This window comes from Bradyrhizobium sp. STM 3843 (genome assembly GCF_000239815.1).
GTDB lineage: Bacteria > Pseudomonadota > Alphaproteobacteria > Rhizobiales > Xanthobacteraceae > Bradyrhizobium.
Map to the genome: position 1 here is coordinate 17,387 of NZ_CAFK01000157.1, position 24,391 is coordinate 41,777.

Annotated in this window: 24 protein-coding genes and 1 pseudogene; 13 read left to right on the plus strand and 12 right to left on the minus strand. The window is 65.0% G+C overall.

The window, feature by feature from the left end:
* Positions 1-99 precede the first annotated feature (99 nt).
* The gene (locus BRAS3843_RS17345; protein WP_277996484.1) at positions 100-1,044 is read right to left on the minus strand and encodes a DMT family transporter; all 945 of its coding nucleotides are present in this window, start codon (positions 1,042-1,044) and stop codon (positions 100-102) included.
* On the opposite strand from BRAS3843_RS17345, the gene BRAS3843_RS17350 reads away from it, so the two are divergent.
* The 3 genes from BRAS3843_RS17350 (at position 1,005) to BRAS3843_RS17360 (ending at position 3,357) form a co-directional block, all read left to right on the plus strand.
* The gene (locus BRAS3843_RS17350; protein WP_050886454.1) at positions 1,005-1,661 is read left to right on the plus strand and encodes an Lrp/AsnC family transcriptional regulator; all 657 of its coding nucleotides are present in this window, start codon (positions 1,005-1,007) and stop codon (positions 1,659-1,661) included. The two genes, BRAS3843_RS17345 and BRAS3843_RS17350, sit on opposite strands and share 40 nt — an antisense overlap.
* A gap of 272 nt (positions 1,662-1,933) precedes the next feature.
* Complete coding sequence (locus tag BRAS3843_RS17355; protein ID WP_008970272.1) at positions 1,934-2,560, plus strand: LysE family translocator; 627 nt, start codon at positions 1,934-1,936, stop codon at positions 2,558-2,560.
* A 398-nt stretch (positions 2,561-2,958) separates the two neighbouring features.
* Positions 2,959-3,357: a hypothetical protein gene (locus tag BRAS3843_RS17360; RefSeq protein ID WP_008970273.1), complete on the plus strand. Its 399-nt coding sequence runs from the start codon at positions 2,959-2,961 to the stop codon at positions 3,355-3,357.
* A gap of 106 nt (positions 3,358-3,463) precedes the next feature.
* Here the strand turns inward: BRAS3843_RS17360 and BRAS3843_RS17365 are convergent.
* Positions 3,464-4,845 (minus strand): annotated as a pseudogene (locus BRAS3843_RS17365) (pyridoxal-dependent decarboxylase).
* A gap of 100 nt (positions 4,846-4,945) precedes the next feature.
* On the opposite strand from BRAS3843_RS17365, the gene BRAS3843_RS17370 reads away from it, so the two are divergent.
* Complete coding sequence (locus BRAS3843_RS17370; protein ID WP_175361132.1) at positions 4,946-5,431, plus strand: helix-turn-helix domain-containing protein; 486 nt, start codon at positions 4,946-4,948, stop codon at positions 5,429-5,431.
* A 61-nt stretch (positions 5,432-5,492) separates the two neighbouring features.
* Here the strand turns inward: BRAS3843_RS17370 and BRAS3843_RS17375 are convergent, their stop codons facing one another.
* Complete coding sequence (locus BRAS3843_RS17375) at positions 5,493-6,041, minus strand: thermonuclease family protein (protein WP_008970277.1); 549 nt, start codon at positions 6,039-6,041, stop codon at positions 5,493-5,495.
* Positions 6,042-6,054: 13 nt separating this feature from the next.
* Positions 6,055-7,161 carry a D-alanine--D-alanine ligase family protein gene (locus tag BRAS3843_RS17380; protein WP_008970278.1) on the minus strand — a complete coding sequence of 369 codons (1,107 nt, stop codon included), beginning with the start codon at positions 7,159-7,161 and terminating at the stop codon, positions 6,055-6,057.
* 303 nt (positions 7,162-7,464) lie between these two features.
* Here BRAS3843_RS17380 and BRAS3843_RS17385 point away from each other — a divergent pair, with 303 nt between their 5' ends.
* Entirely contained in the window at positions 7,465-8,013 is a 549-nt protein-coding gene (locus BRAS3843_RS17385) for a DUF3291 domain-containing protein (RefSeq protein ID WP_008970279.1), read from the plus strand.
* Positions 8,014-8,028: 15 nt separating this feature from the next.
* Here the strand turns inward: BRAS3843_RS17385 and BRAS3843_RS17390 are convergent, their stop codons facing one another.
* The 4 genes from BRAS3843_RS17390 to BRAS3843_RS17405 form a co-directional block, all read right to left on the minus strand.
* A complete protein-coding gene (locus BRAS3843_RS17390; RefSeq protein ID WP_008970280.1) occupies positions 8,029-8,913 on the minus strand; it encodes an EamA family transporter in 885 nt (294 codons plus the stop codon).
* Between the two features lie 277 nt (positions 8,914-9,190).
* Positions 9,191-10,363 (minus strand): M20 aminoacylase family protein, encoded by a 1,173-nt coding sequence (locus tag BRAS3843_RS17395; RefSeq protein WP_008970281.1) that lies wholly within the window; start codon positions 10,361-10,363, stop codon positions 9,191-9,193.
* 115 nt (positions 10,364-10,478) lie between these two features.
* Positions 10,479-10,688, minus strand: a complete 210-nt coding sequence (locus tag BRAS3843_RS17400; RefSeq protein ID WP_008970282.1) for an MJ0042-type zinc finger domain-containing protein — start codon at positions 10,686-10,688, stop codon at positions 10,479-10,481.
* Between the two features lie 205 nt (positions 10,689-10,893).
* A complete protein-coding gene (locus tag BRAS3843_RS17405; protein WP_008970283.1) occupies positions 10,894-12,666 on the minus strand; it encodes a CYTH and CHAD domain-containing protein in 1,773 nt (590 codons plus the stop codon).
* A gap of 490 nt (positions 12,667-13,156) precedes the next feature.
* On the opposite strand from BRAS3843_RS17405, the gene BRAS3843_RS17410 reads away from it, so the two are divergent.
* Positions 13,157-14,038 (plus strand): lipid kinase, encoded by an 882-nt coding sequence (locus BRAS3843_RS17410; protein WP_244425368.1) that lies wholly within the window; start codon positions 13,157-13,159, stop codon positions 14,036-14,038.
* A 26-nt stretch (positions 14,039-14,064) separates the two neighbouring features.
* Here the strand turns inward: BRAS3843_RS17410 and BRAS3843_RS17415 are convergent, their stop codons facing one another.
* The gene (locus tag BRAS3843_RS17415; protein ID WP_244425370.1) at positions 14,065-14,625 is read right to left on the minus strand and encodes a cytochrome b; all 561 of its coding nucleotides are present in this window, start codon (positions 14,623-14,625) and stop codon (positions 14,065-14,067) included.
* Positions 14,626-15,404: 779 nt separating this feature from the next.
* Complete coding sequence (gene purB / locus BRAS3843_RS17420; RefSeq protein ID WP_008970286.1) at positions 15,405-16,712, minus strand: adenylosuccinate lyase; 1,308 nt, start codon at positions 16,710-16,712, stop codon at positions 15,405-15,407.
* A 281-nt stretch (positions 16,713-16,993) separates the two neighbouring features.
* On the opposite strand from purB, the gene BRAS3843_RS41570 reads away from it, so the two are divergent.
* Positions 16,994-17,167 (plus strand): hypothetical protein, encoded by a 174-nt coding sequence (locus BRAS3843_RS41570; protein ID WP_008970287.1) that lies wholly within the window; start codon positions 16,994-16,996, stop codon positions 17,165-17,167.
* Complete coding sequence (locus tag BRAS3843_RS17425; RefSeq protein WP_008970288.1) at positions 17,164-17,757, plus strand: TetR family transcriptional regulator; 594 nt, start codon at positions 17,164-17,166, stop codon at positions 17,755-17,757. Before BRAS3843_RS41570 ends, BRAS3843_RS17425 begins: the two co-directional genes overlap by 4 nt.
* A gap of 16 nt (positions 17,758-17,773) precedes the next feature.
* On the opposite strand, the gene BRAS3843_RS17430 is transcribed toward BRAS3843_RS17425, so the two are convergent.
* Positions 17,774-18,421 carry a response regulator transcription factor gene (locus BRAS3843_RS17430; RefSeq protein ID WP_008970289.1) on the minus strand — a complete coding sequence of 216 codons (648 nt, stop codon included), beginning with the start codon at positions 18,419-18,421 and terminating at the stop codon, positions 17,774-17,776.
* A 10-nt stretch (positions 18,422-18,431) separates the two neighbouring features.
* The gene (locus tag BRAS3843_RS17435) at positions 18,432-19,790 is read right to left on the minus strand and encodes a histidine kinase (protein WP_008970290.1); all 1,359 of its coding nucleotides are present in this window, start codon (positions 19,788-19,790) and stop codon (positions 18,432-18,434) included.
* A gap of 205 nt (positions 19,791-19,995) precedes the next feature.
* Between BRAS3843_RS17435 and BRAS3843_RS17440 the strand changes: the two genes are divergently transcribed.
* The 5 genes from BRAS3843_RS17440 (at position 19,996) to BRAS3843_RS17460 (ending at position 24,324) form a co-directional block, all read left to right on the plus strand.
* Positions 19,996-20,748 carry a MotA/TolQ/ExbB proton channel family protein gene (locus BRAS3843_RS17440; RefSeq protein WP_008970291.1) on the plus strand — a complete coding sequence of 251 codons (753 nt, stop codon included), beginning with the start codon at positions 19,996-19,998 and terminating at the stop codon, positions 20,746-20,748.
* Positions 20,748-21,419: a hypothetical protein gene (locus BRAS3843_RS17445; protein WP_008970292.1), complete on the plus strand. Its 672-nt coding sequence runs from the start codon at positions 20,748-20,750 to the stop codon at positions 21,417-21,419. Before BRAS3843_RS17440 ends, BRAS3843_RS17445 begins: the two co-directional genes overlap by 1 nt.
* Positions 21,416-22,024, plus strand: coding sequence for a hypothetical protein (locus BRAS3843_RS17450; RefSeq protein WP_008970293.1), 609 nt, complete (start codon positions 21,416-21,418; stop codon positions 22,022-22,024). Before BRAS3843_RS17445 ends, BRAS3843_RS17450 begins: the two co-directional genes overlap by 4 nt.
* A 105-nt stretch (positions 22,025-22,129) precedes the next feature.
* Positions 22,130-22,870: a metallophosphoesterase family protein gene (locus BRAS3843_RS17455; RefSeq protein WP_008970294.1), complete on the plus strand. Its 741-nt coding sequence runs from the start codon at positions 22,130-22,132 to the stop codon at positions 22,868-22,870.
* A gap of 5 nt (positions 22,871-22,875) precedes the next feature.
* Positions 22,876-24,324, plus strand: coding sequence for a bifunctional serine/threonine-protein kinase/universal stress protein (locus BRAS3843_RS17460; RefSeq protein ID WP_008970295.1), 1,449 nt, complete (start codon positions 22,876-22,878; stop codon positions 24,322-24,324).
* The last annotated feature ends 67 nt before the right edge of the window (positions 24,325-24,391 follow it).

Consider the following 24,391-nt stretch of genomic DNA (forward strand, 5'->3'; position numbering starts at 1 on the left):
GGACCAGCCAGCTGCCGATGGCGTCTCCCCAACGGCGCCCGGCAAAGGAGACAACAAGGATGACAAGGGACGGCAGGGTCAGCTTGAGGACCACGAGGCTCATTCGTGCGGCACTGCTTCCTCGGCTTTGCGCCGGGTGGCCACTGCAAGGGCGAGACCGATAAGGATCAGGACGACGCCAACACCGAAAAGCAGGCCGAGCGTGTCTCCAAACATCACAGCGGCCGCCGCTATGCCGAACACAGGCTGGAGATATTGGACGCTCGCCGCGACCGGAGCCGAAACAGTTTTCAGGATGTATAGCCACAGGAACAGCCCTGCGACACTGACCGCCACCCCGAGGTAAGCGGCCGCAGCAACGACCCCAGCCGTCAGATGGACCTCGCTGTGCGACATCTCCCAGGCACACCATGGCATCAGCGCGAGAAACCCGAAGAGCGTGCTCCAGGCCGCCACGGCGGCGGTGTCATACTCGCGCGTAAGTTCGACGCTCCAGACGTAGTAGAAAGCGATCGCGACGGCCGATAGCAGCATCCAGAAGGCGCCTACCACATCGGACGAAACCACCGAGCCGACCGCCTGATTGCGTCCGAGCGCAACCAGACCGATGCCGGCGAACGCGGCCAGCAGACCGAACTGCTGACGGCCGGTGACCCGCTGTCCCAGTCGAAGAGCCGCGAACGCCACGACGAAGATGGGAATCGTGGCCGAAATGATGGTGCCGACGGAGGCGGTCGTACCCTGGATACCGAATGCCTGGGCTACTTGGCCGACGCCGATTCCCAATATGCCGAGGGCAGCCGCGCGAGGAAGCGCCCTCAAGGTGAGCGTCGGCTTGCCGATCCTGCACAGGAAGAGCAGCAACACCGCAATGGCGAAGCGCATCGCGGTCAGCGTCAGCGGAGGAACCGACTGAAGGCCGTACTTGGTGACGGGGATCGAAAGGCCCCACATCACCGCTAGCAGCAACATCCAGGCGATACCTCGCACGGAAAGGCTGCTTGATGGGACCGACGCGGGGCGTTCGAGCCGAAATTCTTGCATGCGGCGAGTTTAGCGCAAGGGCCACTTTTCAAGATTTCTTTTTTGAGGTGAAATTCACGCTGCGAGCGCCTTATAGTGACCTGATGAAGAAATCCAGAGCCAAAAAGAGCCCTGTTGGCTTTCAAAAAAGAAAGCCGACTGAAACCGAGTCTCTCGCGCTTGACGAGATCGACAAACGGATCCTGCGGGCGTTGCAGCAAGATGGGCTAGTGGCGAATCAAGTTTTGGCCGACGAAATCGGGTTGTCGCCGCCGGCCTGCTTAAAGCGCGTGCGCCGCTTGCGGAGCGCGGGCGTCATTGAGCGCACGATAGCGCTGCTGTCGGCCGAAGCTATAGGATACCCGTTGCTTACCGTTGTGCGTCTCAAGCTCGACGGCCCTACGGAGGCGATGATGCACACGTTCGAAGCGCGAATGATGGCTTCTCCGCGCGTGATGCAATGCATGTTGATCGCTGGCGATACCGATTACATCTTGCTGGTCCGCAGTCGTGATGTGGCGCACTACCAAGAGTTTGCGCGGCGTATGTTGAAGGTCGCTCCCGGCGTTCGTGCCTACACCAGCGAGATTGTTCTGGCCGTGACCAAGTCTACAACAGAGCTCCCTGTTGATCCCTGATCACGAACAAGTCGGCGACGGATCAATTTCGACGGTTTCGGCGAGGGGTGTCGGTTGCTTGATGTCTGCTTGTCCCGATAAGCGTCGAACCGGGCCAGGAATGCCAGTGGGCGCGTACTCATAAATCTTTGTCGATGTCTGCTTCGCTTCGTTATCGACCGCTTCGTGCAAGCGCAGCAAATGTCGCGATGGGCCACGACCGGAAATAACTTCAAGCTCGACAGGCCTCGCAGGATATGCGTTCATGATGGTCAAAGCCAAAGAGGAGCAGCATGGCGATTGAGAGTTGGCTGGCGTTTGCAGGGGCTTCCGCAATCCTTCTGGTGATCCCGGGGCCCACCGTTCTGCTCGTGGTCTCCTATGCGCTAGGGCAAGGATGGCGAACCGCGCTGCCAACGGCGGTCGGCGTCGCGCTTGGTGACTTCACCGCTATGACCCTTTCCATGCTTGGCGTCGGCGCGTTGCTCGCGACCTCAGCGTTATTGTTCACGGCGTTAAAGTGGATTGGCGCGGCTTACCTAGCTTGGCTCGGTATCAAGCTATGGCAGGCAGGAGGTTCGTTGAATGCTGTGCCGCGAACCGACCGGGTCTCGACGCTCAAAATGCTTGGTCACGCTTGGGTCGTGACTGCACTCAATCCCAAGAGCATTACGTTTTTCGTCGCTTTTCTTCCGCAGTTTCTAAGTCCCACCATCAGTTTTCTCGCTCAGATGACCATTTTTGAGGCCACCTTCCTCACGCTAGCCTTCGCCAATGCATTCGGATACGCGCTGGTTGCGTCGCGTGCGCGCGGGCTCGTGCAGAGCTCGAGAGCCATCAGCATATTCAACAAGGCAGGCGGTACGCTTCTGATTGGCGCAGGCGTAGCGGCCGCGGCGGTCAGGACGGCTCAGAACTGAGTGCATTCGGCGTGTGCTCGGGGGTCATTTTCGACGGATTCGGCGAGGGGTGTCGGTTGGTTGATGTCCGCTTCTGCCCATAAGCGTCAAACCGGGCCGGAGGGCCGGTCGTGACGTGCTACGACAAGCTGGCAGCGAATGACCTCGCTTTCTCGAGAGTAGGCGGATTTGCTTTAGTTGCGACATTTGCTGATTGTCGGGAGCTTTAGGACGCGCGAAAATCCGGCACACTCATCTCTGTTACGATGCGAAATTGATGAAAGGTAGGATCGCCGGATCCCGACCGGGCCAGACCAGGTCGCGAGAAAGGCCGATTATTTCTCTCACGCATTGGAATGACCATATCTTTGTCCGGCCAAAGGACAGTTGATAGGGTGTCGTGACAAGGATCATGCCAAATGTCGTCCGTTAATCTGACCGGCTCGCGCGCAACGTTGATTGCGAATATTATTGCTTCTATCGTGGCTTTTATGATCGCCGTTGAGGTAACCTATATTGAGGATGTGCAGTTTGGTCATGTGTTGCCGAACGACACCTTTCTCTGTTTCTTCCCCGCGATTGTGATGTTCTTAGTCCGGAGCGAGCCACTTTCCTATTTATTCCTTTTGATATATTCGATCATTTCCATCGATTTGTTATTTGTAGCGCGAGATCTCTTTATTGGGATTTCTAGATTTTCCAAAGGAAATGATCCGCTATTGGTTCTCGTCCTATTCGCGATGGTGACAGGGGCGTGCCTAATTGCATATTTCCTTATCAGTCTCATGAGGCTCGCAATCTCATCATCTAACAAGTGAGGTACTTAGTTGACGTGCTTGCGTGCACGGCTGAAAGCAACGGTCGGACGATCGACAGCAGCAAGCAATTTTTCAACCGAATCGAAGAGCTGACCGGGCGGCGTACTCAATCGAGCACGCGCTCCGCCGCCGCCACTGCGCGGTCGACATCGGAGCTGCTGGTCTGCCAGTTGCACACGGAGACGCGCATGCAGCGCTGGCCGCGCCAGGTGGTGCCGGCAAAGAAGGCCTCGCCCGAGGCCGTGATGCGCGCGGCGATGTCGTCGGTGCGGCGATCATGGTCCTCGTCGGTTGCGCCGGGCCGCTGATCAAAGAAGCGGACGAGGCCCTGATTGATCACGGGCTCCCGCATCACCAGCGCGTGGGCATGGGCGCAGCAGCGCTCGATCAGCTCGGCCACGCCGGCGCGCCCGAGCTGGCGCAGCGCGGCGTAGGTCGGAACGCCGCGGCCGCGTCGCGACCATTCCGGATTCCATTCGACCTGGTCGCGCGCATCATCGACGAACTGCGTGTAGCTCGCCCGATGCGAGAAGGCGCTGCGATGCGCTTGCGGATCGGCCACGAACGCATAACCGCAGTCGAACGGCGTGTTCAGCCATTTGTGGCCGTCATTGGTCCAGGAGTCCGCGCCGTCAACGCCGCGCAAGAGATGACGATGCTTCGGGCTCGCGGCAGCCCACAGGCCGAACGCGCCGTCGACATGGACCCAGGCCCCGTGGCGGCGCGCAAGCGGGATCAACTCGGCGACGGATCGAAGGCGCCGATGTTGAGGTCGCCGGCATGCAGAACCACGATGGTCGGTTGCGACGGCGCGGCGTCGAGTGCGCGCGCGAGCACATCCGGTTCGAGCCGGCCGCTGCTGTTGCAGGGCAGGGCAGTGATCGCCCGCTTGCCGAGACCGAGCATGCGGACGGCGCGTTCGACCGAGCCATGCCGCTCGCTGCTGGTCAGGACGCGGATCGGAGGCGCCCCAGTGAGGCCGTGCTCCTCGACGTCCCAGCCGGCGCGCGCGAGCAGGCGATGACGAGCGGCCGCAAGGCAGGTGACGTGAGCCATCTGAGTGCCGGTGACGAACGCGAAGCTTGCGGTTTGCGGCAGGCCGAACAGGTCCTTCAGCCAGGCGCCCGCGATCTCCTCGATGACGGCTTCCGCCGGACCGCAGGCGTGGATCGCGGCGTTCTGATCCCAGGTCGAGACCAGCCAGTCCGCCGCGAGCGCGGCGGGCAGGGTGCCGCCGATCACCCAGCCGAAGAAGCGGCCGCCATTGCAGCCGAGAAGGCTGCCCTCGGCGTCGCGCACGAGATCGTCGATCACCTCCGCTGCATCGGTGCCACTCTCCGGCAACGGCTTGCCGAACCGCGCGCGGAGCTCGGTAAGACCTGTCGTCGCGTTGACCGGGGCCGTCTCGGCCGATGAAAGATGCGCGAGCGCATGCGTGAATGCTCGTTGCAAAGCGCGTTGGAAGGATTGGTCGCTCGACATCGTCATCCTCTTGCATGCTGATCCGGATCGCGCTCAAGTAAGCATTATGGTCCCAACGCGGCTCGCCGGAATCGGACTCTGTCCCGGCCCGCGATGCTGGAGAGCCATGATGCTCGATGCGACGGAATGCGAACGTGCGCGCGTGGCGCGGGATCGCCGTTATGACGGCCGCTTCTTCATTGGCGTCAGGACCACGCGGATCTATTGCCGCCCTGTCTGCCCGGTCCGGCCGGCGAAGGCCGGCAATGTCGGCTTCTATCCGTCCGCCGCGGCGGCGGAGGCCGCGCGCGCCCTGCGCCTGATCGATCGCGGCGCGCTCGATGACGGGAGCGTCGAGCAATTGGCGGCACGTCTGGGAATCGGGACACGCCATCTGAACCGGCTGTTTCAGCGGCACCTGCATGCAAGCCCAATCCAGGTCGCGCAGACTGCGCGCGTGCAGCGCGCCAAGCGGCTGCTCGACGAGACGGATTGGCCGATCACGACGGTCGCGTTGCAAGCGGGCTTCGGCAGCCTGCGGCGCTTCAACGCCGTATTCGCAGCGGTCTACCGGCGCCCGCCAAGCGAGATCAGGAGGGCGCGCCGAAGCTGATCCGCCTCATCACCGGCATGGTGACAAGACCGACAAGCCACATCTCATCAACTCATGATTTTCATCGCCAACCCGGAGCTCCGTCCGCGCACTCCGCCACGCGCCCGCCGGCGTGCATGCAGGCGCGATAGAGCGAGGGTTCGACGAAGCGGCCCGCCCAGATGCCGCGGCCGGCGCGGCGCGCCGCCAGCTGATTGGGGGCATAGGCGCCGTGCGAATATTGCGGCTCCTCCACGGCGAGCCCGCGCGACACCAGCATCTGGCCGAGATCGATGCCTTGGGCTGTGCAGCGGGCAACGATGCGGCCATAGCGATCGCCGTCGACGGGCGTGCAGCGGACGGTCTTTCCCTTAGTGATAGTGTACAGCGCCAGCGCAGCCTGCTGGCCGCAGCGATAGGGACGGCGGTCGCGGCCGCGGCAGGTCTGCGTGCTCTCGGGCGCGTCGACACCCCAGAGACGGATGCGCGCGTCATGGATATCCAGCGTGTCGCCGTCGACCACGCTGACCTGTCCGATCAGAGCTCGGCCGACCAGATCGCGCGCATAGGCGGGCAGGGCGTGGCAGACGATGACGAGCGCGCAGGCGATGCGCTTCAATTGGTCGAGCAAATCCGGACCTCGATCAGCGCTGGAAGCTCAGCTTGCCCAGCCGCGCGTGGCGTGCCAGCGCATGCGCGATCAGCCTGTTCATCAGCTCGGGCTGGGGCAGGCCGGTGGCCTCCCACATTCTCGGATACATGCTGATGTTGGTGAAGCCCGGCAGCGTGTTGACCTCGTTGACATAGACCTCGCCGCCGCTGACGAAGAAGTCGACGCGCGCCAAGCCCTCGCAGCACAGCACGCCGAACACCTCGACGGCGAGCTTCCGGATGCGTGCGGCCAGAGCCGGGTCCAGCTGCGCCGGAACGTGCAGCGACGCGCCGCCGGCATCAGTGTACTTCGCGTCGTAGGAATAGAAGCCGTGCTGCCCGGCCGGGACGATCTCGCCGAGCTCGGAAGCGCTGACCTCGCCGCCGGCATCCTCCAGCACCGCGCATTCGATCTCGCGCACCGGCGCGATGCAGCGCTCGATCAGGATCTTGCCATCGAAGCGCAGCGCGAGCTCGCAGCTCGCCGCGAACTCCGCGGCATTGCGCGCCCGGGAGATGCCGACCGAGGAGCCGAGATTGGCCGGCTTGACGAACAGCTCGCCCGCGCCGGTCGCGCGTACCGCGTCGTCGTAAGAGAGCGGCGCCGCGGCGGTCATGGCGATGTAGGGCACGATCGGCAGGCCGGCATCGCGCAGCAGGCGCTTGGCGACGTCCTTGTCCATCGACGCTGCCGATCCCATCACGCGCGCGCCGACATAGGCGACGTCGGCCAGCTCGAGCGCGCCCTGCACGGTGCCGTCCTCGCCATTGGGACCGTGCAGGACCGGAAACACGACATCGAAAGCGGTGAGCTCGCGCATATCAGTCGCACCGCTTTCGACGACCAGCGCGCGGCCCTGGCCGCCCGGCAGCAGCACGAGAGCAGGCCCGTCGGATGGAATGACCAGCGCCGGGCTCGTCTTGTCGTTGGCCGCATCGGCGACGACCCAGCGGCCATCACCGGTGATCCCGACCAGCGTGACGTCATAGCGATCGGGGTCGAGCGAGCGATAGATGTTGGCGGCTGACGCCCTGGAGACGTCATGCTCCGCAGAGCGTCCGCCGAACAGGATAGCGACCCTCGTCTTGCGCTGTGTCATCTCGTTCTTCTGGATTGCGGTACGTTGCGTGGACCCGTTTACAGGAAAGGCACGAGTGCCGCAATTGACGCCGGCATCGCGGCGTGACCCGCGCATCTCGGCGCTCTCGCCGGGCTGGTTCTCTCGAGCGGAACTAGGCTGTGCCCGATACGGCGAGGCGCAATCGCCACGTTGCCGGCCGCAATTGCCGCTCTGTCCGATTTCTACAATCCGTTCGGCGCCGGTTCGACCTAGCGTCTCGGCTCTGAGCTTCGCCGGTCCCGTCGGAATTGCAGCGGATCGGTGCGTAAATTGGAGAGTCGCATGTCACGCATTGCACTGTATACGTTCGGCATTCTCAACGCGGCCGCGAAGTCGGATGAGCTCGCGGACTTCCGGGCCGTGGCGCCCGCGGTCTATGGCGAGGCCGAGAGATCGGAAGGTTTCATCGCACATGCGGTGTCGGCGCGGCCCGACCTCTACGGCAAATCCAGGCTCGGCCAGGATTTCGGTCCATGGGGCGTCTATGTCGCGCCCCGCTTCTACCAGCCCAGCGGCGGCGACGACGACGGCACGATGATCGCGACCCTGTCACTCTGGCAGGACACGGACGCGGCATGGAGCTTCGTCTATGGCGGGCTCCATCGCGGCGCATTGCGCCGGCGCCGCGACTGGTTCAAACCGCCGGAATGGCCGGGCTACGTGTTGTGGTGGGTGCCCCACAGCATCGTGCCGACCTGGCGCGAGGGCGCCAGCAAACTGGAAGCGCTGCACGACGATGGACCGCGTGCCTCCGGCTTCGACTTCAGCCATCGCTATGACGCCGACGGCCAGCCAGACCTGCCGCCGATGCTGGCAGTCCGCTCGGCGTGACATTCGCGACCAGACTCAGCGTGCCGGCAGTGTCATCGCGATGACGCCGGCGAGCACGCAAGCGAGCCCGAGCCAGGCGGTCGGCGAGAGCCGCTCACCCAGCACGATGACGCCGATCGCGACGCCGATCGGCACCCGCAGATAGGACTGCGCGGTGGCGCCGATCGAGCCAAGCGTCTGCAGCAGGCGAAAATAGATCACGAGCGCAAGCGCGGTCGAAAACACCGACAAAGCGAGCAGGGCGAAGGTCGAGCGCTGCGATGGCGCGAGGCTCCAGGGATGATCAACGAGCAGCGCGAGCGGAATGAGGACGGCGCTGCCTGCGAGCAGCGAGCCGGCCGCCGGCAGCATCGGGTCGAGGCCCTTGAAGCCTTTGCCGACGATCGCCGCACCGGCATAGCAGATGGTGGCGGCGACGATCGCAAGCTGCGCCCAGAGCGCGTGACCCAGCCCCGAAAGCGCCTGCACGCCGATGATCAGGCAGATGCCGGCGAGGCCGGCCACCACGCCCACGAGCTTGCGCGACGTCACCGGCTCATGATGCGTCACGCAGACGGTCAGCAGGAACGTGAAAATCGGCGAGGTCGAGTTCAGGATGGTGGCAAGCCCGGCGTCCGTCACCTGCTCGGCCCAGGCGATCAGGGTGAAGGGCACCACGCTGTTGAGGCCGGCCTGGACGACAAAGCGCCGCCACATCGCGGCATTGCGCGGCCACGAGATGCCGCGGGCGCGGATGAGGCCTGCAAGCAAGAGCCCGGCGATCAGCGTGCGCGCCGCGATCAGCGTGACCGGCGGGATGGTCTCGACCCCGATCCGGATGAGGGTGTAGGACGCGCCCCACAGCGTGGAGAGCGCAAGCAGGAGCACGAGCTCGCGCGCGATGGAAGGCTGGCCGGACATGGCTGTAACGCTCGTTGCTGCGGTGGCTCAACTGTTAGCCGCCCCCGCGCGCACGACGTTTCGATGCCGGTCGAACAACGGAAGCCAAAGCGGTGCGCTGGCGAGCGGGGATCTAACTTCGCCGAGGTGTCATTGCGAGGAGCCAAAGGCGACGTAGCAATCCAGACTTCCAATTGGGCTCTGGATTGCTCCCGCCATCGTCCTTCGGGCTATGGCGGGACAAGTCGCTTCGCTCGCAATGACGACAGCTATTGGCGCCAGAGCGGGTCGAGCCGGACTAAGCCGCCGGCATGCTCTTCTCGACCAGCCGCACCCAGTAGGAGGCGCCGTGGGTTAGCACGTCGTCGTTGAAGCGGTAGGCCGGATGGTGCAGTTCGGCGCCGGGCCCGGTGCCGATGAAGACGAAGGCGCCGGGGCGCTCCTCAAGCATGAAGGCGAAATCCTCGCCGCCCATCCGCGGCACCGCGCGGTCGTCGACGCGATCGGGGCCGGCAATGTCGCGGGCGACGTCGGCGGCGAACGCGGCCTCGCGCGCGTGGTTCATCGTCACCGGATACATCCGCGTGTAGATGGTCTCGGCCGCGCCGCCATAGGCGCGCGCAGTCGCGTCGGCCACTTCGGCGATGCGGCGCTCGACCAGATCGCGGATCTCCGGATCGAGCGTGCGCACGGTGCCCTTCATCTCGACGGTCTCGGGGATGACGTTGAACGCCGTGCCGCCATGGAAGGCGCAGATCGAGATCACGGCGGATTTCAGCGGATCGACATTGCGCGCGACGATCGACTGCAGCGCATTGACGATCTGCGCGCCGATCAGGATGCTGTCGACCGCCTTGTGCGGACCTGCGCCGCCATGGCCGCCTTTGCCGGTGACCTTGATCTCGATCGCATCGGCTGAGGCGAGCATCGCACCCGGCGAGAGCGAGAAGTGGCCTGCGGGAAGGCCCGGCATGTTGTGCATGCCGTAGACCTCCTGGATGCCCCAGCGCGTCATCAGCCCGTCGTCGATCATCGCCTTGCCGCCGGCGCCGCCTTCCTCGGCCGGCTGGAAGATCACGACGACGGTGCCGTCGAAATTGCGGGTCTCGGCGAGATGTCTGGCCGCGCCGAGCAGCATCGCGGTGTGGCCGTCATGGCCGCAGGCATGCATCACGCCGGGTGTCTTGGAGGCATAGGGAACGCCCGAGGTCTCCTCGATCGGCAGTGCGTCCATGTCGGCGCGGAGGCCAATGGTCTTGCCGGAGGCCGTGTTGCGGCCGCGGATCACGCCGACCACGCCGGTGCGGCCGATGCCGGTGACGACCTCGTCGCAACCGAAGGCGCGAAGCTTGTCGGCGACGACGGCGGCGGTGCGATGCACCTCGTAGAGCAGCTCCGGATGTTCGTGGAGATCGTGGCGCCAAGCCGCCATGTCGTCGGCGAGCGCGGCGATGCTGTTGATGATGGGCACGAGGAATACAACTCACTGTCTGGGATGAGATCGCGGGCAACTATGGCCCGGCGGTCCAGAGGAAGCAAGTTTCAGGCCGTGCCAGGAATTTCGCAGCCAGGAATCTCGCAGGTGCTCAGGCGGGTGGCGACGGCGGCACGCGCGGATATTTGTTCTCGGGCGCAACGATCAGGCGGAAGGCGCGCAGCCGCGGCTCCCGCCAGTCCGCGAGGAACGCGCCGCAGATGGTGCATTCAGCGCGCCCGGGCCGCCCGGCGGCCGACAGCGACTCCGCGACCTCGTAAGAGGCGCCGCAGTGCGGACAGGTGATGCTGGAGATCTTCATGCTACGATCCTCGCCAATCCGGATGCATGTGTGCTCCGATTCCGGAGTTCGCACCACCCCACCGGCATCCGCACCTGTGAACTTGAAGAGCGGGTGATGAAACCGATTGGGCTTCAAATTCGCCGCGCGCGCATTGAACTGGATCAATGTGCGCGGTCAACAGGCGACGTCGACACTTGCGACAGCAAGCGCGCCCTGGCGGACGTCACGTCTCCGTGTCGTCGGACCAGGGCGTCGCGGATTTGGCGAAGTTGCGCCACGCCTGGCGCAGGGGTGCTTCGACGCCGAGCATGGCGTGTGCCTGCCAGCCGGTGATGGCGGCGGCTGCGATCGCGCCATCGGTCGATGTCAGGTCCAGTCCGGACAGCAGAGCCGCAGTGACCGCCATGTCGTTATAGTGGCCGAGCTCTTCCTGCAGGTCGGCGAGCTTCTCGGAATATTTCTTGGTTGTCTTGCGCTCGGCATAGAAGGGCAGCAGGAAATCGACGCTGTAGCGCAGTTTCTTCAAGGCGAGCCGCACCCGGTGACGTTCCTCCGCCGGCAGCGCCTTGAAGTGTCGTCCGCGCTTGAGCACTTTCTGGTGCCGCTCCGAGAGAATGTGACCGGCGAAGCCGATCGCGGGCTCGGCCAGTTGCCCGAGCGTCTCCGGCGTGACGTCGGCGCGCCAGCCGCGGGTCTCGATCCATTCGCCCAGCCCCAGGATGAAGGTCGCACAGCGGCGGTCAGCCAGCGCATGGCGCAGCTTGCGATAACCGAGATTGCGTTGCTTTTCGGCGAGCTCGCGCAAGGTGTCGAAGCCGGCAATGGTCGGACAGCCCTCGGCGATGGCCGGCAGCGTTGCGGTGAGGAACACGTCCCAGTCGCGCGCCGCCGAGAGACTTTGCGCCAGCCACCGCGCATCCGTCAGCAGGCTGGTCAGCTTGCCGTTGGTGCCGACAGGCTGCATCAGGTGCAACGCCGCGCGCAGGCGGCGCAACGAGACGCGCAACTGATGCACGCCTTCCGGGTTGCGGCCGTCTTCCGCTGACGGCATCGCCTGCAACAGATGGTGGAAGCAGCCGCGCAGGATGCTGGCGAAGGTCTCGTCGAGCGACACCGCCGGATCAAGGTGGAGCTTGCGCGGCTTCTCCGCGCCGGGCGGCCGATCCGCGGCAAGGTCATAGCCGCGGGCGGACTTGCTGCGGATCGAGGGGCGCAGCCTGCCGTGCTCGGACAGCTTGAGCGCGATCTCGTAGATCGCAGCCGGACTGCCGCTCTTCAACTCTAGCTCGATCTCGCTGACTGGAGCGCTGCGCTCGCCGGCCGAGAGGGCGCCGTGATCAAACGCGATCTCGACCGTGCCGGACGGCAACGCGATCAGGCGCGTGTGGCGATGGACCTGGGCGACGAACACCGTCTCGAGCGCAGCGGCTTGCAGTTCGCCCCGCAGCTCCTCGGGAATCAGTGGCGTTGCCAGCGCAAGGTCGGGCGCGAGCGAAGGCACTGTAGCCTCCCACTCGCCACGGCGCAGCGGGTCGTTGCTGCGCTGCGCCTTCACGGTCTGCACGAAACGGGCACCGCTCTGGCGCACCCGCAAGCTCAGGCCATTGCGCCACAGCGTGCGCTCGGGCGTGTCGTAGTAAACCGACTTCAGATGTTTGCGCGTGCCCTTGTTGCGCGCATGCGCGGTGATCACAGCAGCGTCGTTGAAGTCGGCCAGTTGATCGGGATCAACGAGCAGCTTCAGCTCGATCTCGCTCCCGGGCGTAGCCGGGTTGGGCAGCACGACATCGCTTGTTGTCGCGGGCGACGGTGTGCTCGGAGCATCGCCCGTTGCGACAGGAGCAGCTTCAGCCTCAGACGCTGCGGCAGGCTGCTTCGCCGTCGCGGAGAGATCCTGGTCGGGCATGGCGCCATTGTGGCGCGGTGCGGCGTGGTCGGGTCCAGGAACAGCGTGAGCGCTGCCGCGGACCGATGTCGTCGCATCAGAATCGGGCATGATGAGTCTGTAACAGTTTCATGACAGCTACCCCCAAGCTATAGCCGATACGCTCGCAAAGTAACAGACGAAACATGCCGGCAGATGACGGCTGTGATCCAGTTGTGCACGCTGTTGCGCGATGCGCTTTTTGTCAGACACATCAGCGGCGTAGATGGACGTCGGAGCCGGACCTGCGACCGATCGGCGCAAGCCGTGCGAAAAAGGAAGGGTGTGCAGAAAAAATTGCCGCTGGTCGCTGAGGCCCTTTCATGAACAGAGCGAGCAAATGTTGCGCCGGAACACCAGAGCGCTGCGCAGGTCCGGCCCGCGCTGCCGGAACCTGACGTCAGCTCCGAACATTGCATCTGGGAATGCGTCTCACATGACGTGCGCGTGCCGCTGATCTGTATTGGAGGCGTTGATGGCAGGGGATGGGGCCGGTGCTGCCGATCGTACGAGCGCAGTTGCCGCGTGGGCTGCGCACGGGGACCGATTGCGATCCGCGTCGATGCGCCGTCTCTTGATGATCATCAATCGCGGCAGCCGTGTCGGCGGCGAAGCGGCCGGCGTCGCCGTCTCGCGGCTCACCGCTGCAGGATTTGATCTCATGATCTCGGCCCCGCACAGCCCGCGCGAAGTAGCACCCTGGATCGAGGCGCATGCCGATGGCGCTCAAGCCGTGGTCGTGGCCGGCGGCGACGGCAGTCTCAACGCAGCTGCGCCCGCGCTGGTCAAGACCGGCTTGCCGCTCGGCATCATTCCGGCCGGCACCGCCAATGATCTCGCGCGCACGCTCGGACTGCCGGACACGATGGAAGCTGCAGCCGACGTGATTGCGACGGGTCACCAGCGCCAGATCGATCTCGGTGATGTCAATGGCCACATGTTCTTCAACGTCGCGAGCCTCGGTCTTTCCGCCGAACTCGCGCGACAGCTGACGCGCGAAAGCAAGCGCCGGTTCGGCCGCGCGAGCTACGCGCTGACCGCGTTGAAGGTGCTGCTCAATGCGCGCCCGTTCCGCGCGATGATCGTTTCCGACGAAGGCGCGGCGCGCGTCAAGACCTTGCAGATCGCCGTCGGCAATGGCCGTTACTACGGCGGCGGCATGGCCGTGGAGCACAGTGCCGAGATCGACGATTCCCATCTCGATCTCTATTCGCTGGAGATCGGCCAGGTCTGGAAGCTGCTGGCGATGGCCTATGATTTCCGCAAAGGAAGACACGGTTTGTGGCGCGAGGTGCGGGCCACGCGCGGGCCGGCCTTCGAGGTCCGCACCCGCAAGCCGCGGCCCATCAACGCCGACGGTGAGCTCGTGACGTTCACGCCGGCCCGCTTCTCCGTGCGGCCGAAGGCGGTCAGCGTGTTCGTGCCTGCGCCAGTGCAGTCGTGATCACCGGCGCGGGAAGGTTGTGCCGGTCATGGCTGTGGCTTCGATCTGCCGGCGACAGGCCACATCCGCGCCAGTGTCTCGTCCTTCAGCACGAGCGCATGCCAATGCGTGGCTGCGATGTGCAGTCCAACCGCAACATAGACCAGGTAGGCGAGCGTATCGTGCGCGATCTCGCCGTTATGCGCGACCGCCTTGTCGCCGGCAAACAGGCGCGGCCAGCTGAAAGTGCCGAAATATTTCAGCGAGTAGCCGCCGGCGGAGGAGAACATGTAGCCGGTGACGGGCATCGCGAACAGGATGAGATAGAGCGCCCAATGATTGAGCCGCGACGCAAGCAGCACCATCGGCCCGAACGATCTCGGTTCGGGCGGCGCTGAAGTCCTCGCGCGCACCAAAACCCGCAGGATGGCGAGAAAGAGCAGCGTGATGCCAAGCGATTTGTGTACTTCCAACAGTTCGCGTCGCGGCGAGGTGCCCGGCGGCTGCAGTCCGCAATAGAGCCCGATCAGCATCGCCGCGATGAACAGCGCCGCCGTGGCCCAATGTATCCAGCGCAGCAACGGATCGTAGGCGGCGGTCTCCGGCATCATGGCATCCTCAGCACGAACGAGTCTGCGAGGAGCCATAATGCGCCGGAGACAGCAAGTCGAAGCGCCGGAGGTCGATGAGATTGCGTCGGACAACCTGCTGGTAGTGATCTGTCGTCACATCTGGGTGACCACAGTTGGCGCCGAGGTCTGAACTGAGCACGGGATATTCATGCGTCCCGACCCGCCTGGATTGTCCCGTCGAATCGGATGAACCACGTCGCGTACGACCCGGTCAGAGCGATCAGGAACGGGGGCGGCAGCGGCGGTCGCGCAAGGGCGTGATGACGACGTCAGTGCTGCGCGGGCGTGCCCTGCATGAACAATTGACGCCGCAGCGATTTCGGACCGTCCTTGCGACCAAGTGGCACAGATCTCTTGTCCCGGACGCAGTGCGGCACGAAGTGACGCACTGCAGAGCCGGGACCCAGAACAGCTGGCGGCAACCATCAGAATTTTCTAGAACAAGAGATGCGTTGTCGGGAGAGCGCTCTCCGCCTCGCGGCCGTCTTTGACATGCTCTCTGATGTACATCCTAATACGACTGGGTCCCGGCTCTGCCGTGCAGCACTGCGTGCCGCACCGCGTCCGGGACACGAGCAGCGAGAGCTCCGCGATAAGACGGATTGCGGATATGTATCCCGCTCGGGGCTGATCTGAGCTCCCGACCCGCTCTTCCCAAATCTGCTCAGCCCGCGGTGCCGCGCATCATTTCGCATTGGCCGATGTCGACGACCATCCAGTACTTCAGAGGTCGGCTGCAACCATCAGAATTGCGATCACGCCGCTCCGAACACCCGCCCGAAGATCGTGTCGACGTGCTTGAGATGATAGCCGAGGTCGAACTGCTCGTCGATCTCGGCGTCGCTGAGATACTTCTTCACGTCGGCGTCGTTCTTCAGCAGCGTCTTGAAGTCGCCTTCGCCGCGCCAGACCGGCATGGCGTTGCGCTGCACGAGCTTGTAGGCGTCCTCGCGGCTGGCGCCTTTCTGGGTCAGCGCGATCAGGACGCGCTGCGAATGCACCAGGCCGCCGAGGCGATCGAGATTCTTTGCCATGTTGGCGGGATAGACCAACAGCTTCTCGATCAGGCCGGCGAGGCGCACCAGCGCGAAGTCGAGGGTCACGGTGGCATCGGGGCCGATCATGCGCTCGACGGACGAGTGGGAAATATCGCGCTCGTGCCAGAGCACCACGTTCTCCAGTGCCGGGGTCACATAGCCGCGCACCATGCGGGAGAGGCCGGTGAGATTCTCCGACAGCACCGGGTTGCGCTTGTGCGGCATCGCCGACGAGCCCTTCTGCCCCTCGGAGAAGAACTCCTCGGCCTCAAGCACCTCGGTGCGCTGCAGGTGACGGATCTCGGTCGCCAGCCGCTCGGCTGACGAGGCGATCACGCCGAGCGTGGCAAAATACATCGCGTGACGGTCGCGCGGGATCACCTGGGTCGAGATCGGCTCGGGCGTGAGCCCCATCGCCTTGGCGACGTGCTCTTCGACCCGCGGATCGATCTGCGCGAAGGTGCCGACAGCGCCCGAAATCGCGCAGGTCGCGATCTCCTTGCGCGCGGCGACCAGCCGGTCGCGGGCGCGGGAGAACTCGGCATAGGCATAAGCGAGCTTCAGCCCGAAGGTGACGGGCTCGGCATGGATGCCATGAGAGCGGCCGATGGTCGGCGTCATCTTGTGTTCGAAGGCGCGCGTCTTCAGCGCGGCCAACAGGCGGTCGAGGTCGGCAAGCAGCAGGTCGGCGGCGCGGGTGAGCTGCACGTTGAGGCAGGTGTCGAGGACATCCGACGAGGTCATGCCCTGATGAACGAAGCGCGCCTCGGGCCCGACGATTTCGGCAAGATGGGTCAGAAAGGCGATGACGTCGTGCTTGGTCTCACGCTCGATCTCGTCGATCCGCGCGACATTGAAGACGGCGTCCTTGGCCTTGTCCCAGATGGTCCTGGCGGCGTCCTCGGGAGTCACGCCCAATTCCGCCAGCGCGTCCGCCGCATGTGCCTCGATCTCGAACCAGATCTTGAACCTGGTCTGCGGTTCCCAGATCGCGGCCATTTCGGGACGGGTATAGCGGGGGATCATCGGCGGCTCCGAAGCGAGGCGGCCGGGGAGCGAACAGCAGCCCGGCGAGATTGTTTTTACGCTGCGCTTTAGCAGAGCGGGTTTGGCGAGACAAACAGGGCCGGTCAAAGAGGTGAGGAAAGACTCTTGCGGACTATAATACCAATCACCGAATGTTGAGTAACAGATATTGAAATCTGTCAGCGAGAGATGCTATATCAGCTTCCCAAGGCACTGATACTGAAGTCACTCCGGCTCGCTGGCCATCGACCAGGGGTCAGAGCACGTTAAGGACGCCATCGATGAGGTTTGAAAGATTTTTTCCCAACGCACAGTTCGAGCACTGGCTCAATGAGCAGGTTGCCCGTCACCTGGAAGCTCAGGCTGCGACGTTCCGGCCCGCGGATCGCAAGGACATGGGACAATTGATCCATGTCGAGGCGGCTCCGGCGAAAGAGGGTATGGTGCGCGCATGAACGAGGCTGTGGTTCTGACATCCGAGCGAATCCTCGAAGTTACCGAGGATGTGTTGCGCCGTTATGGGCTCGCCAAGGCCACGGTCGTTGACGTGGCGCGGGCGCTCGATGTCAGCCACGGCAGCGTCTACCGGCATTTTCCGAGCAAGGCGTCGCTGCGTGAAGCAGTGGCGAAGCGCTGGCTCGATCGTGTCAGCGAGCCTCTGGCGCAGATCGCCGCGGAGTCGGGGCCGGCACCTGTGAAGCTGGAGCGCTGGCTGCGGGAGCTGGTCGACGCCAAATACAGACGGGTCTCCGAAGATCCCGAGATGTTCGCGACCTACCTGACCCTGGCGCGCGAGGCGTGCAAGGTCGTGAAGGCTCACAAGGAGCAGCTGGTCGTCCAGGTCCAGCAGATCCTGTCCGAAGGCGTCGAGCAGGGGACGTTCCGAGTCGACGACGTCAAAGCGGCCGCCGGCGCGATCTTCGACGCCACCAGCCGCTTCCATCATCCGGCCCATGCCGACGAATGGAAGGATCCGGCATATGCGGCGCGGTGGGATGCCGTGCTGACGCTGGTGCTTCGTGGCCTGGAAGCCTGCCCGCGCTAGATTATTCCGACCGAAGCTATAGCTCGGTCAGCCCGCTGGCCACGGCGAGCCGCACCAATTGCGCATCCGTCTGCGCGCCGGTCTTGGCCTTGACCAGATAATGATAGTTCTGGACCGTCTTGACGCTGAGATGGAGATTGGCGGCGATCTCTTCGGTGGTGAGGCCCGCGGCGAGCTGGCGGAGGATCTCGATCTCACGGTCGCCGAGCCGGTCGAGCATCGTCTGCGCGCCGTCGAGACTGTCGGCGGCCAGCGCATGGGCAACGTCGTCGCTCAGCGCCCGCTCGCCACTGATGACGCCGCGGATCGCCCGCACCAGCGCCGCCGGCTCGCTGCTCTTGGTGACATAGCCGCTGGCGCCGGCATTGAACGCGGCCTTCACCAGCGCCGCTTCGCCATGCATGCTGAACACGAGGATGCGGGCTTGGCCGTCGCGCGCGCGGATGTTGCGGATCGCCTCGATGCCGCTCGCGCCCTTCATCGAAATGTCCATCACCACGACATCGGGCGCATGCGCCTTGTAGGCGGCGTAGGCCGCTGCCGCGCTGTCGGCTTCGGCCACGACGGTAAAGCCGTCCTGGCTTTCCAGCACCCGCCGATAGCCCTGCCGGACCACCGGGTGGTCGTCGACCAGCAGAATGGTGAGGCGGGTCGGCTCGGACATCGTGGGCGGCTCAGGCGGCAAGCGGGATGGTGGCGGCGACGCGAAGCCCATGCGCGGCACGTGCAATCGACAAGGAGCCGCCGACCGCGGCGATCCGTTCGCGGATGCCGGTCAGGCCAAAGCCCTTCGATTGCGACAGCTGCGCGGTATCGCCGCCGCCATCGTCTTCGATGCAGATCACGAGCGCGCCGTCGGGGCCGCTGCGCCGCTCGACCTTGAGCGAGATCTCGCTGGCCGTGGTGTGCCGCAACGCATTGGTGAGGCATTCCTGGGCGACGCGATAGGCGGTGACGGCGACGGGGCCCTGGATGTCGGCGAGATCGCCCTGCAGGTCGAGCCGGATGGTCGGCCGGGCCGCATGCTGGCAGTTCTCGGTCAAGGCGACCAGGCCGGCCGTGAGCCCGAGCTCCTCGGCGAGCGGCCGGCGCAGCCGGCTCAGCGTGCCGCGCAGGCAGGCCATCAGATGGGTGACGGCTTGCGTGATCATCCGCGCATCCTGGGTGGCGCGCATCTCCCGCGGCGTCGTTTCCGTCTCGATCGTGCTGGCGAAGGCGAGGATGGCGGTGAGGTTCTGCCCGAACTCGTCGTGCAGTTCGCGCGCCAGCGCCCGCCGTTCCTCGTCTCTGATGTCAAGCAGCCGCTCGGTCAACGCGGCCCGCTGCTCGGTCGCCTGCGCCAGCCGGTTGCCGAGCTCGGTCACGGCCTGGCCGATCATCGCAAGCTCCATCGAGCGGAAGCGGGGCAGAGCGGGGCGGTGCTCGCCCTCTGCCATGCGTTGTAGCGCGGTGACGATGGTGCGGGCCGGCGCCAGTGCATGCGCGATCGCGAGCGAGGCCAGCAGCCCGATCGCAAGCGCCATCGCGAGTGCCACGCCAAAGCTGTCCTGGATGCGCTGCCAGGCGAGCTGGATCGCAGCCTCGGGATCGGCGATCGCCGAGACCGTGCCGGCGGTGGTGGTGCGGGCGCTGATCGACTGCGCGACCGCACTGTGGTCGCCGAGCAGTCTCTGCACCAAAGCGGCGAACCAGCGCGGCGGTGCCTCGCCCAATCCCTTGCTCTGGCCGCAGAGCGGCTTCTCGAAGGCGGCCTGCGGCTGGAACTGTATGCAGATCCCGGGCGCGATCAGCTTCATGGTCTCGGTGGTGCGCCAGTCCGGAACCGGCAGCAGATGCTCATGGTTCCTGCTGCTGTGCAGCAAGAGCTCGCGCCAATACAGCGCTTCCAGTGCGTGCGACACCCGTTCGGCCGAGGCGGCCGTGGCGCGGTCGACACTGCGATAGGCATCGACAGTGACCCACGCAGCCGCCGCGGCCACGCACAGCACGACAATCAGGGCCAGGCGGGCGATGAGCTGAAGCACCAGGCGCATGCGGTCCCTCCACCTTGGATTTGCCGACCGTAACACACCGGCTGACTCCGCCAAGCGGAAGCACTGCAGCAAAGCCGAGATCGGGAAATTTGCCCAACGCCTTCAGGGCATATCTCTTTGGACGGCGCCATGGGGCTCTGCTTAACTTGCCACCGCGGTTCGCACGCAGGGTTGTGCAGCGGAATCTTAAGGGGAGGTGGAACGCATGAGCGCGGTCAGCAGTATCGAGGGGCCGACGGCCGTTGCCGATGCGCCCGAGCGCGGGCCGCTGTTGCTGTGGATGATCTTCACCGGGTTGTCGGTCTTCGCCGCGGTGCTGCTGTGGCGCTATGGCCTGATCCATCTCATGCTGGCCTCGGACCGCACCTACATCTCGAGCGTGATCGTCGTTCTCTACGTCGTCACCTGCGTGCACTGCTTCTGGCGCACCCGCGTCATTGCGCGCGAGGCGGACGCGGCGCGGCGTTGCCGCGCGATCCTCACCACGGGCGATGCCGCAAAAGTCCTCGATGCCAATGCGCGCGGGCTTCCCGCGGGACTCGTGAGCGATCACATCCGAAGCCTGGTGACCAAGGCCGACACGCAACGCGGGGGGCGCATCGACCAGACCCTGCTGCTGCGGACGCTGGCCGATCGCCTGCGCGGCTCCAACGGCTTCGGCGGCTTCGCCTCCGACACGCTGATGAAGCTCGGCCTGCTCGGCACCATCATCGGCTTCATCATCATGCTGGCGCCGATCGCCGGCCTCGACGTCTCCGACAAGCTGGCGATGAAATCCTCGATGGGGCTGATGAGCGACGGCATGGCGATTGCGATGTATACGACGCTCGCAGGGCTGGTCGGCTCGATCCTGGTCCGCATCCAGTACTACATGCTGGATGCAGCGACGCAGCGCGTGTTCTCCGACGCCGTGATGCTGACGGAGACACGGGTCACGCCGCTGCTGGAGCGTCCCTGATGATGGACGATTTCGGGCTCTATCCGCGTGATGAGCAGTTCGATCCGTTCAGCGTGATGCTGTTCAAGGCGCTGCAGATCGTCGCGTTCTTCTTCTTCATTGCGGTGCTCGCGATCTCCCCGGACGCCAAGGACGGCAAGGTCGACACCAAGGCCGAATTCATCATCACGCTGGATTGGCCGGACAATCACCCTGATGATCTCGACCTGTTCGTGCAGGACCCGCTCGGCAACATCGCCTGGTACCGGCACCGCGAGGCTGGCTTCCTCACGCTCGATCGTGACGATCGCGGCGGCGCCAACGACTTCATCCTGGTCAACGGCATGAAGATCCCGTCGCCCATCCGCGAGGAGATCGTGACGGTGCGCGGCATCGTCGCCGGCGAATACACCGTCAATGTCTCGCATTTCCAGGCGGTGGCCGGAACGCCGGTGGATGCCATGGTCAAGGTGCAGAAGCTCAATCCGACCGCGCAGGTGATCTTCGACGACAAGGTGACGCTCGACCACACCGGCGACGAGAAGACGGCGCTGCGCTTCCGGCTCGACGCCGAGGGCAAGGTGGTGGACGTGCAGCGCCGGCCGAAATCGCTGCTCGAGACCTTCCGGAACGTCCGCGCCAATGGCGCCGACATCGATCCGAAAACCGGCGTGAGGATGTTGCGGCAGTGACGAACCTGCAGACCGTGATCCTGATCCTGTCAGCATGCTACGCGCTGATCGGCGCGCTCTTGCTGCTGGTCCTGGTCTATGCCCGGCTGCCCTGGCCGGCCAAGGCCATCGCCGTGATCGTGACCAGCGCGTTCTATGTCGGCAGCTTCGTCGGCGCGCGCGGCCTGATGGGATGGGCCAGCATCGACCCGCTGCCGCCGCGCTTCAAGCTCTTACAGACGCGGATCGTCGACCCGCATACGGTGGACGGTGATCCGGGCTCGGTCTATCTCTGGGTCGAGACGCTCGACGACGACAACCGGCCGAGCGGGGTGCCGCGCGCCTATCGCCTGCGCTACAGTGATACGCTGGCCGAGAAGGCCCAGCATGCCTCCGACCAGATCGCGGCCGGACATCCGCAGGGCGGCCGCGCCGCCGATTTCGGCACCGGCGAGGGCGGCATCATCGACGCCGCACGCGAATACATCCTGCCCAAAACCATCCTTGAAACCTCCGGCGGCGATCCTTCCACCGGCGAGTTCAAGGCGGCAAAACAGGCTGGCGACGGCGTCTCGTTCACCCCGCTGCTGCCGCCGCGCATGCCGCCCAAGGACGAGCAGCAATAGGGGTCGACGATGCGGTCCCTCTCCACCGGCGCCTTCGTGTATCCTGCTTGATATTGCTCAACTCCCGTGCGAAGGGCGCGGGTAGGGTGGCGCAGGAGGAAGCGGGTGCTGCTGGCGTTTTTCTCGGACATCCACGCCAACCGTCAGGCATTTGCTGCGTGCCTGGAGGCGGCGCGCGCCAAGGGAGCTGAGCGCTTCATCTGCCTCGGTGACATCGTCGGTTATGGCGCCGATCCCGAATGGTCGGTCGACACCATCATGGCGCTGGTCGAGCAGGGCGGCCTCGCGGTGCGCGGCAATCACGACAATGCGGTGGCGGTCAGCAGCGAAAACATGAACGCCGAGGCGCAGGCCGCGATCGAATGGACCCGCGGCCGGCTCAGCGCCGCGCAGCGCCGCTTTCTCGCTGAGCTGCCGATGATGGTTCCCGACGACGACCGGCTCTATGTCCATTCGGAGGCCTCGAGCCCTGCGCGCTGGCGCTACGTGCAGTCGACCGCCGACGCTGCGCGCAGCATGATCGCGACGGATGCCCAGGTGACCTTCTGCGGCCATATCCATCGTCCGACGCTGTATTCGATGTCGGTGACCGCCAAGATGACGAGCTTCATCCCGACCTCGCATGCGCCGGTCCAACTCTTGCGCGGGCGGCAATGGCTGGCGGTGGCAGGCTCTGTCGGTCAGCCGCGTGACGGCGATCCGGCGGCGTCCTTCGTCACCTACGAGACCCAAACGCGTGAGATCACCTACTGCCGCGTGCCTTATGACATCGAGACGGCGGCGGCGCGCATCCGGGCCAACGGCCTGCCGCCCTGGCTCGCCGAGCGGCTTGCGATCGGACGGTAAGCGCCATGCCGAAATCCGCACTCCAGCCCGGCGCCGTGATCGATGGTTTCACCATCGGCGAATGCGTGCATGCCGGCGGCATGGCGACGTTGTGGAGCGTGACCCATGCCGACATCGCTTCGCCGCTCCTGATGAAGGTCCCGCGCGTCGCGGAGGGTGAAGACCCGGCGGCGATCGTCAGCTTCGAGATGGAGCAGATGATCCTGCCGAAGCTGTCGGGCCCGCATGTGCCGGCCTGTTTCGGCACCGGCGATTTCGCTGCCCAAGCCTATGTCGTGATGGAGCGCGTCCCCGGCGATACGCTCTACAAGCGGCTGCCAGAGCTGCCGCTGCCCTATGAAGAGGCCCGGGTCCTGGTTGCGAAGATAGCAACGGCGCTCGCCGACCTTCACCGTCAGCACGTGATCCATCACGACATCAAGCCGTCGAGCATCATGTTCCGGCCCACGGGCGAGGCGGTGCTGATCGATTACGGGCTGTCGTGCCACCGGCATCTGCCTGATCTCCTGCAGGAGGAATTCCGGCTGCCCTACGGCACCGCGCCCTACATGCCGCCGGAGCGGCTGATGGGGACGCGTTCCGATCCACGCAGCGATTTGTTCGCGCTCGGCGTGCTGCTCTATTTCTTCACCACGGGCATGCGGCCGTTCGGCGAGACCGAGACCTTGCGCGGCATGCGGCGCAGGCTGTGGCGCGATCCCTATCCGCCGCGACAGCTGAAGAGCGACTATCCGCCCTGGCTGCAGGAGATCGTGCTGCGCTGTCTGGAGATCGAGCCGGTGTGGCGCTATCCGACCGCCTCACAGCTCGCCTTCGATCTCGGCCATCCCGACCAGGTCAGGCTGACCGCGCGCGCGGAGAAGACCAAGCGCGATCCGCTCACCACCGTGTGGTGGCGGCGCTTCAACCGCGGGCTGGTCCAGCCGGAAACCAAATCGGACGTCGCTGTGCAGCTTGCGACGAGCCCGATCGTCGCGATCGCGATCGATGTGGCTGAAGGCGCCGACGAACTCAACGGCGCGCTGCGCGTCACCGCAGATCGCATCCTGGCGACGCTGCCATCGGCGCGGCTCGCCTGCGTCAACGTGCTCAAGCTGGGCCGCATCACCATCGACCGTACGCTCGACGAGCAGGGCAACAACAAGCATATCGACCGCATGGTGGCGCTGAAGCACTGGGCCTCTCCGCTCAAGCTCGACGCCAGCCGTTTGACGGTCCACGTGCTGGAGGCGATCGATCCGGCCACCGCGATCCTCGAATTCGCGGAAGTGAACCACGTCGATCACATCATCATCGGCGCGCGGCGGGACTCCGTCTTGCGCGCGCTGCTCGGCAGCGTCTCGGCCAAGGTCGCGGCTGAAGCCAAGTGTACCGTCACCGTGGTGCGGCCGCCGCGGCTTGTCGCGCGCGCGGAGGAAGCCGCGGATGCAGCGACGACGCAGGCCGCGTCCTGAGCAAGATTCCTCATATTGCAGTTTCACAAGCGCCGTCATTCCGGGGCAGCCCGCGCGACAAAATGGC

Coding starts and splice junctions, on each gene's coding strand:
- BRAS3843_RS41570 (WP_008970287.1), top strand. CDS start 16,994: ATGAGGTTTGAAAGATTTTTTCCCAACGCACAGTTCGAGCACTGGCTC.
- BRAS3843_RS17385 (WP_008970279.1), top strand. CDS start 7,465: ATGTCACGCATTGCACTGTATACGTTCGGCATTCTCAACGCGGCCGCG.
- BRAS3843_RS17405 (WP_008970283.1), bottom strand. CDS start 12,666: ATGCCCGATTCTGATGCGACGACATCGGTCCGCGGCAGCGCTCACGCT.
- BRAS3843_RS17445 (WP_008970292.1), top strand. CDS start 20,748: ATGATGGACGATTTCGGGCTCTATCCGCGTGATGAGCAGTTCGATCCG.
- BRAS3843_RS17390 (WP_008970280.1), bottom strand. CDS start 8,913: ATGTCCGGCCAGCCTTCCATCGCGCGCGAGCTCGTGCTCCTGCTTGCG.
- BRAS3843_RS17355 (WP_008970272.1), top strand. CDS start 1,934: ATGGCGATTGAGAGTTGGCTGGCGTTTGCAGGGGCTTCCGCAATCCTT.
- BRAS3843_RS17350 (WP_050886454.1), top strand. CDS start 1,005: ATGGGACCGACGCGGGGCGTTCGAGCCGAAATTCTTGCATGCGGCGAG.
- BRAS3843_RS17400 (WP_008970282.1), bottom strand. CDS start 10,688: ATGAAGATCTCCAGCATCACCTGTCCGCACTGCGGCGCCTCTTACGAG.
- BRAS3843_RS17360 (WP_008970273.1), top strand. CDS start 2,959: ATGTCGTCCGTTAATCTGACCGGCTCGCGCGCAACGTTGATTGCGAAT.
- BRAS3843_RS17410 (WP_244425368.1), top strand. CDS start 13,157: ATGCGCCGTCTCTTGATGATCATCAATCGCGGCAGCCGTGTCGGCGGC.
- BRAS3843_RS17460 (WP_008970295.1), top strand. CDS start 22,876: ATGCCGAAATCCGCACTCCAGCCCGGCGCCGTGATCGATGGTTTCACC.
- BRAS3843_RS17380 (WP_008970278.1), bottom strand. CDS start 7,161: ATGACACAGCGCAAGACGAGGGTCGCTATCCTGTTCGGCGGACGCTCT.
- purB (WP_008970286.1), bottom strand. CDS start 16,712: ATGATCCCCCGCTATACCCGTCCCGAAATGGCCGCGATCTGGGAACCG.
- BRAS3843_RS17345 (WP_277996484.1), bottom strand. CDS start 1,044: ATGCAAGAATTTCGGCTCGAACGCCCCGCGTCGGTCCCATCAAGCAGC.
- BRAS3843_RS17415 (WP_244425370.1), bottom strand. CDS start 14,625: ATGCCGGAGACCGCCGCCTACGATCCGTTGCTGCGCTGGATACATTGG.
- BRAS3843_RS17425 (WP_008970288.1), top strand. CDS start 17,164: ATGAACGAGGCTGTGGTTCTGACATCCGAGCGAATCCTCGAAGTTACC.
- BRAS3843_RS17440 (WP_008970291.1), top strand. CDS start 19,996: ATGAGCGCGGTCAGCAGTATCGAGGGGCCGACGGCCGTTGCCGATGCG.
- BRAS3843_RS17370 (WP_175361132.1), top strand. CDS start 4,946: ATGATGCTCGATGCGACGGAATGCGAACGTGCGCGCGTGGCGCGGGAT.
- BRAS3843_RS17435 (WP_008970290.1), bottom strand. CDS start 19,790: ATGCGCCTGGTGCTTCAGCTCATCGCCCGCCTGGCCCTGATTGTCGTG.
- BRAS3843_RS17430 (WP_008970289.1), bottom strand. CDS start 18,421: ATGTCCGAGCCGACCCGCCTCACCATTCTGCTGGTCGACGACCACCCG.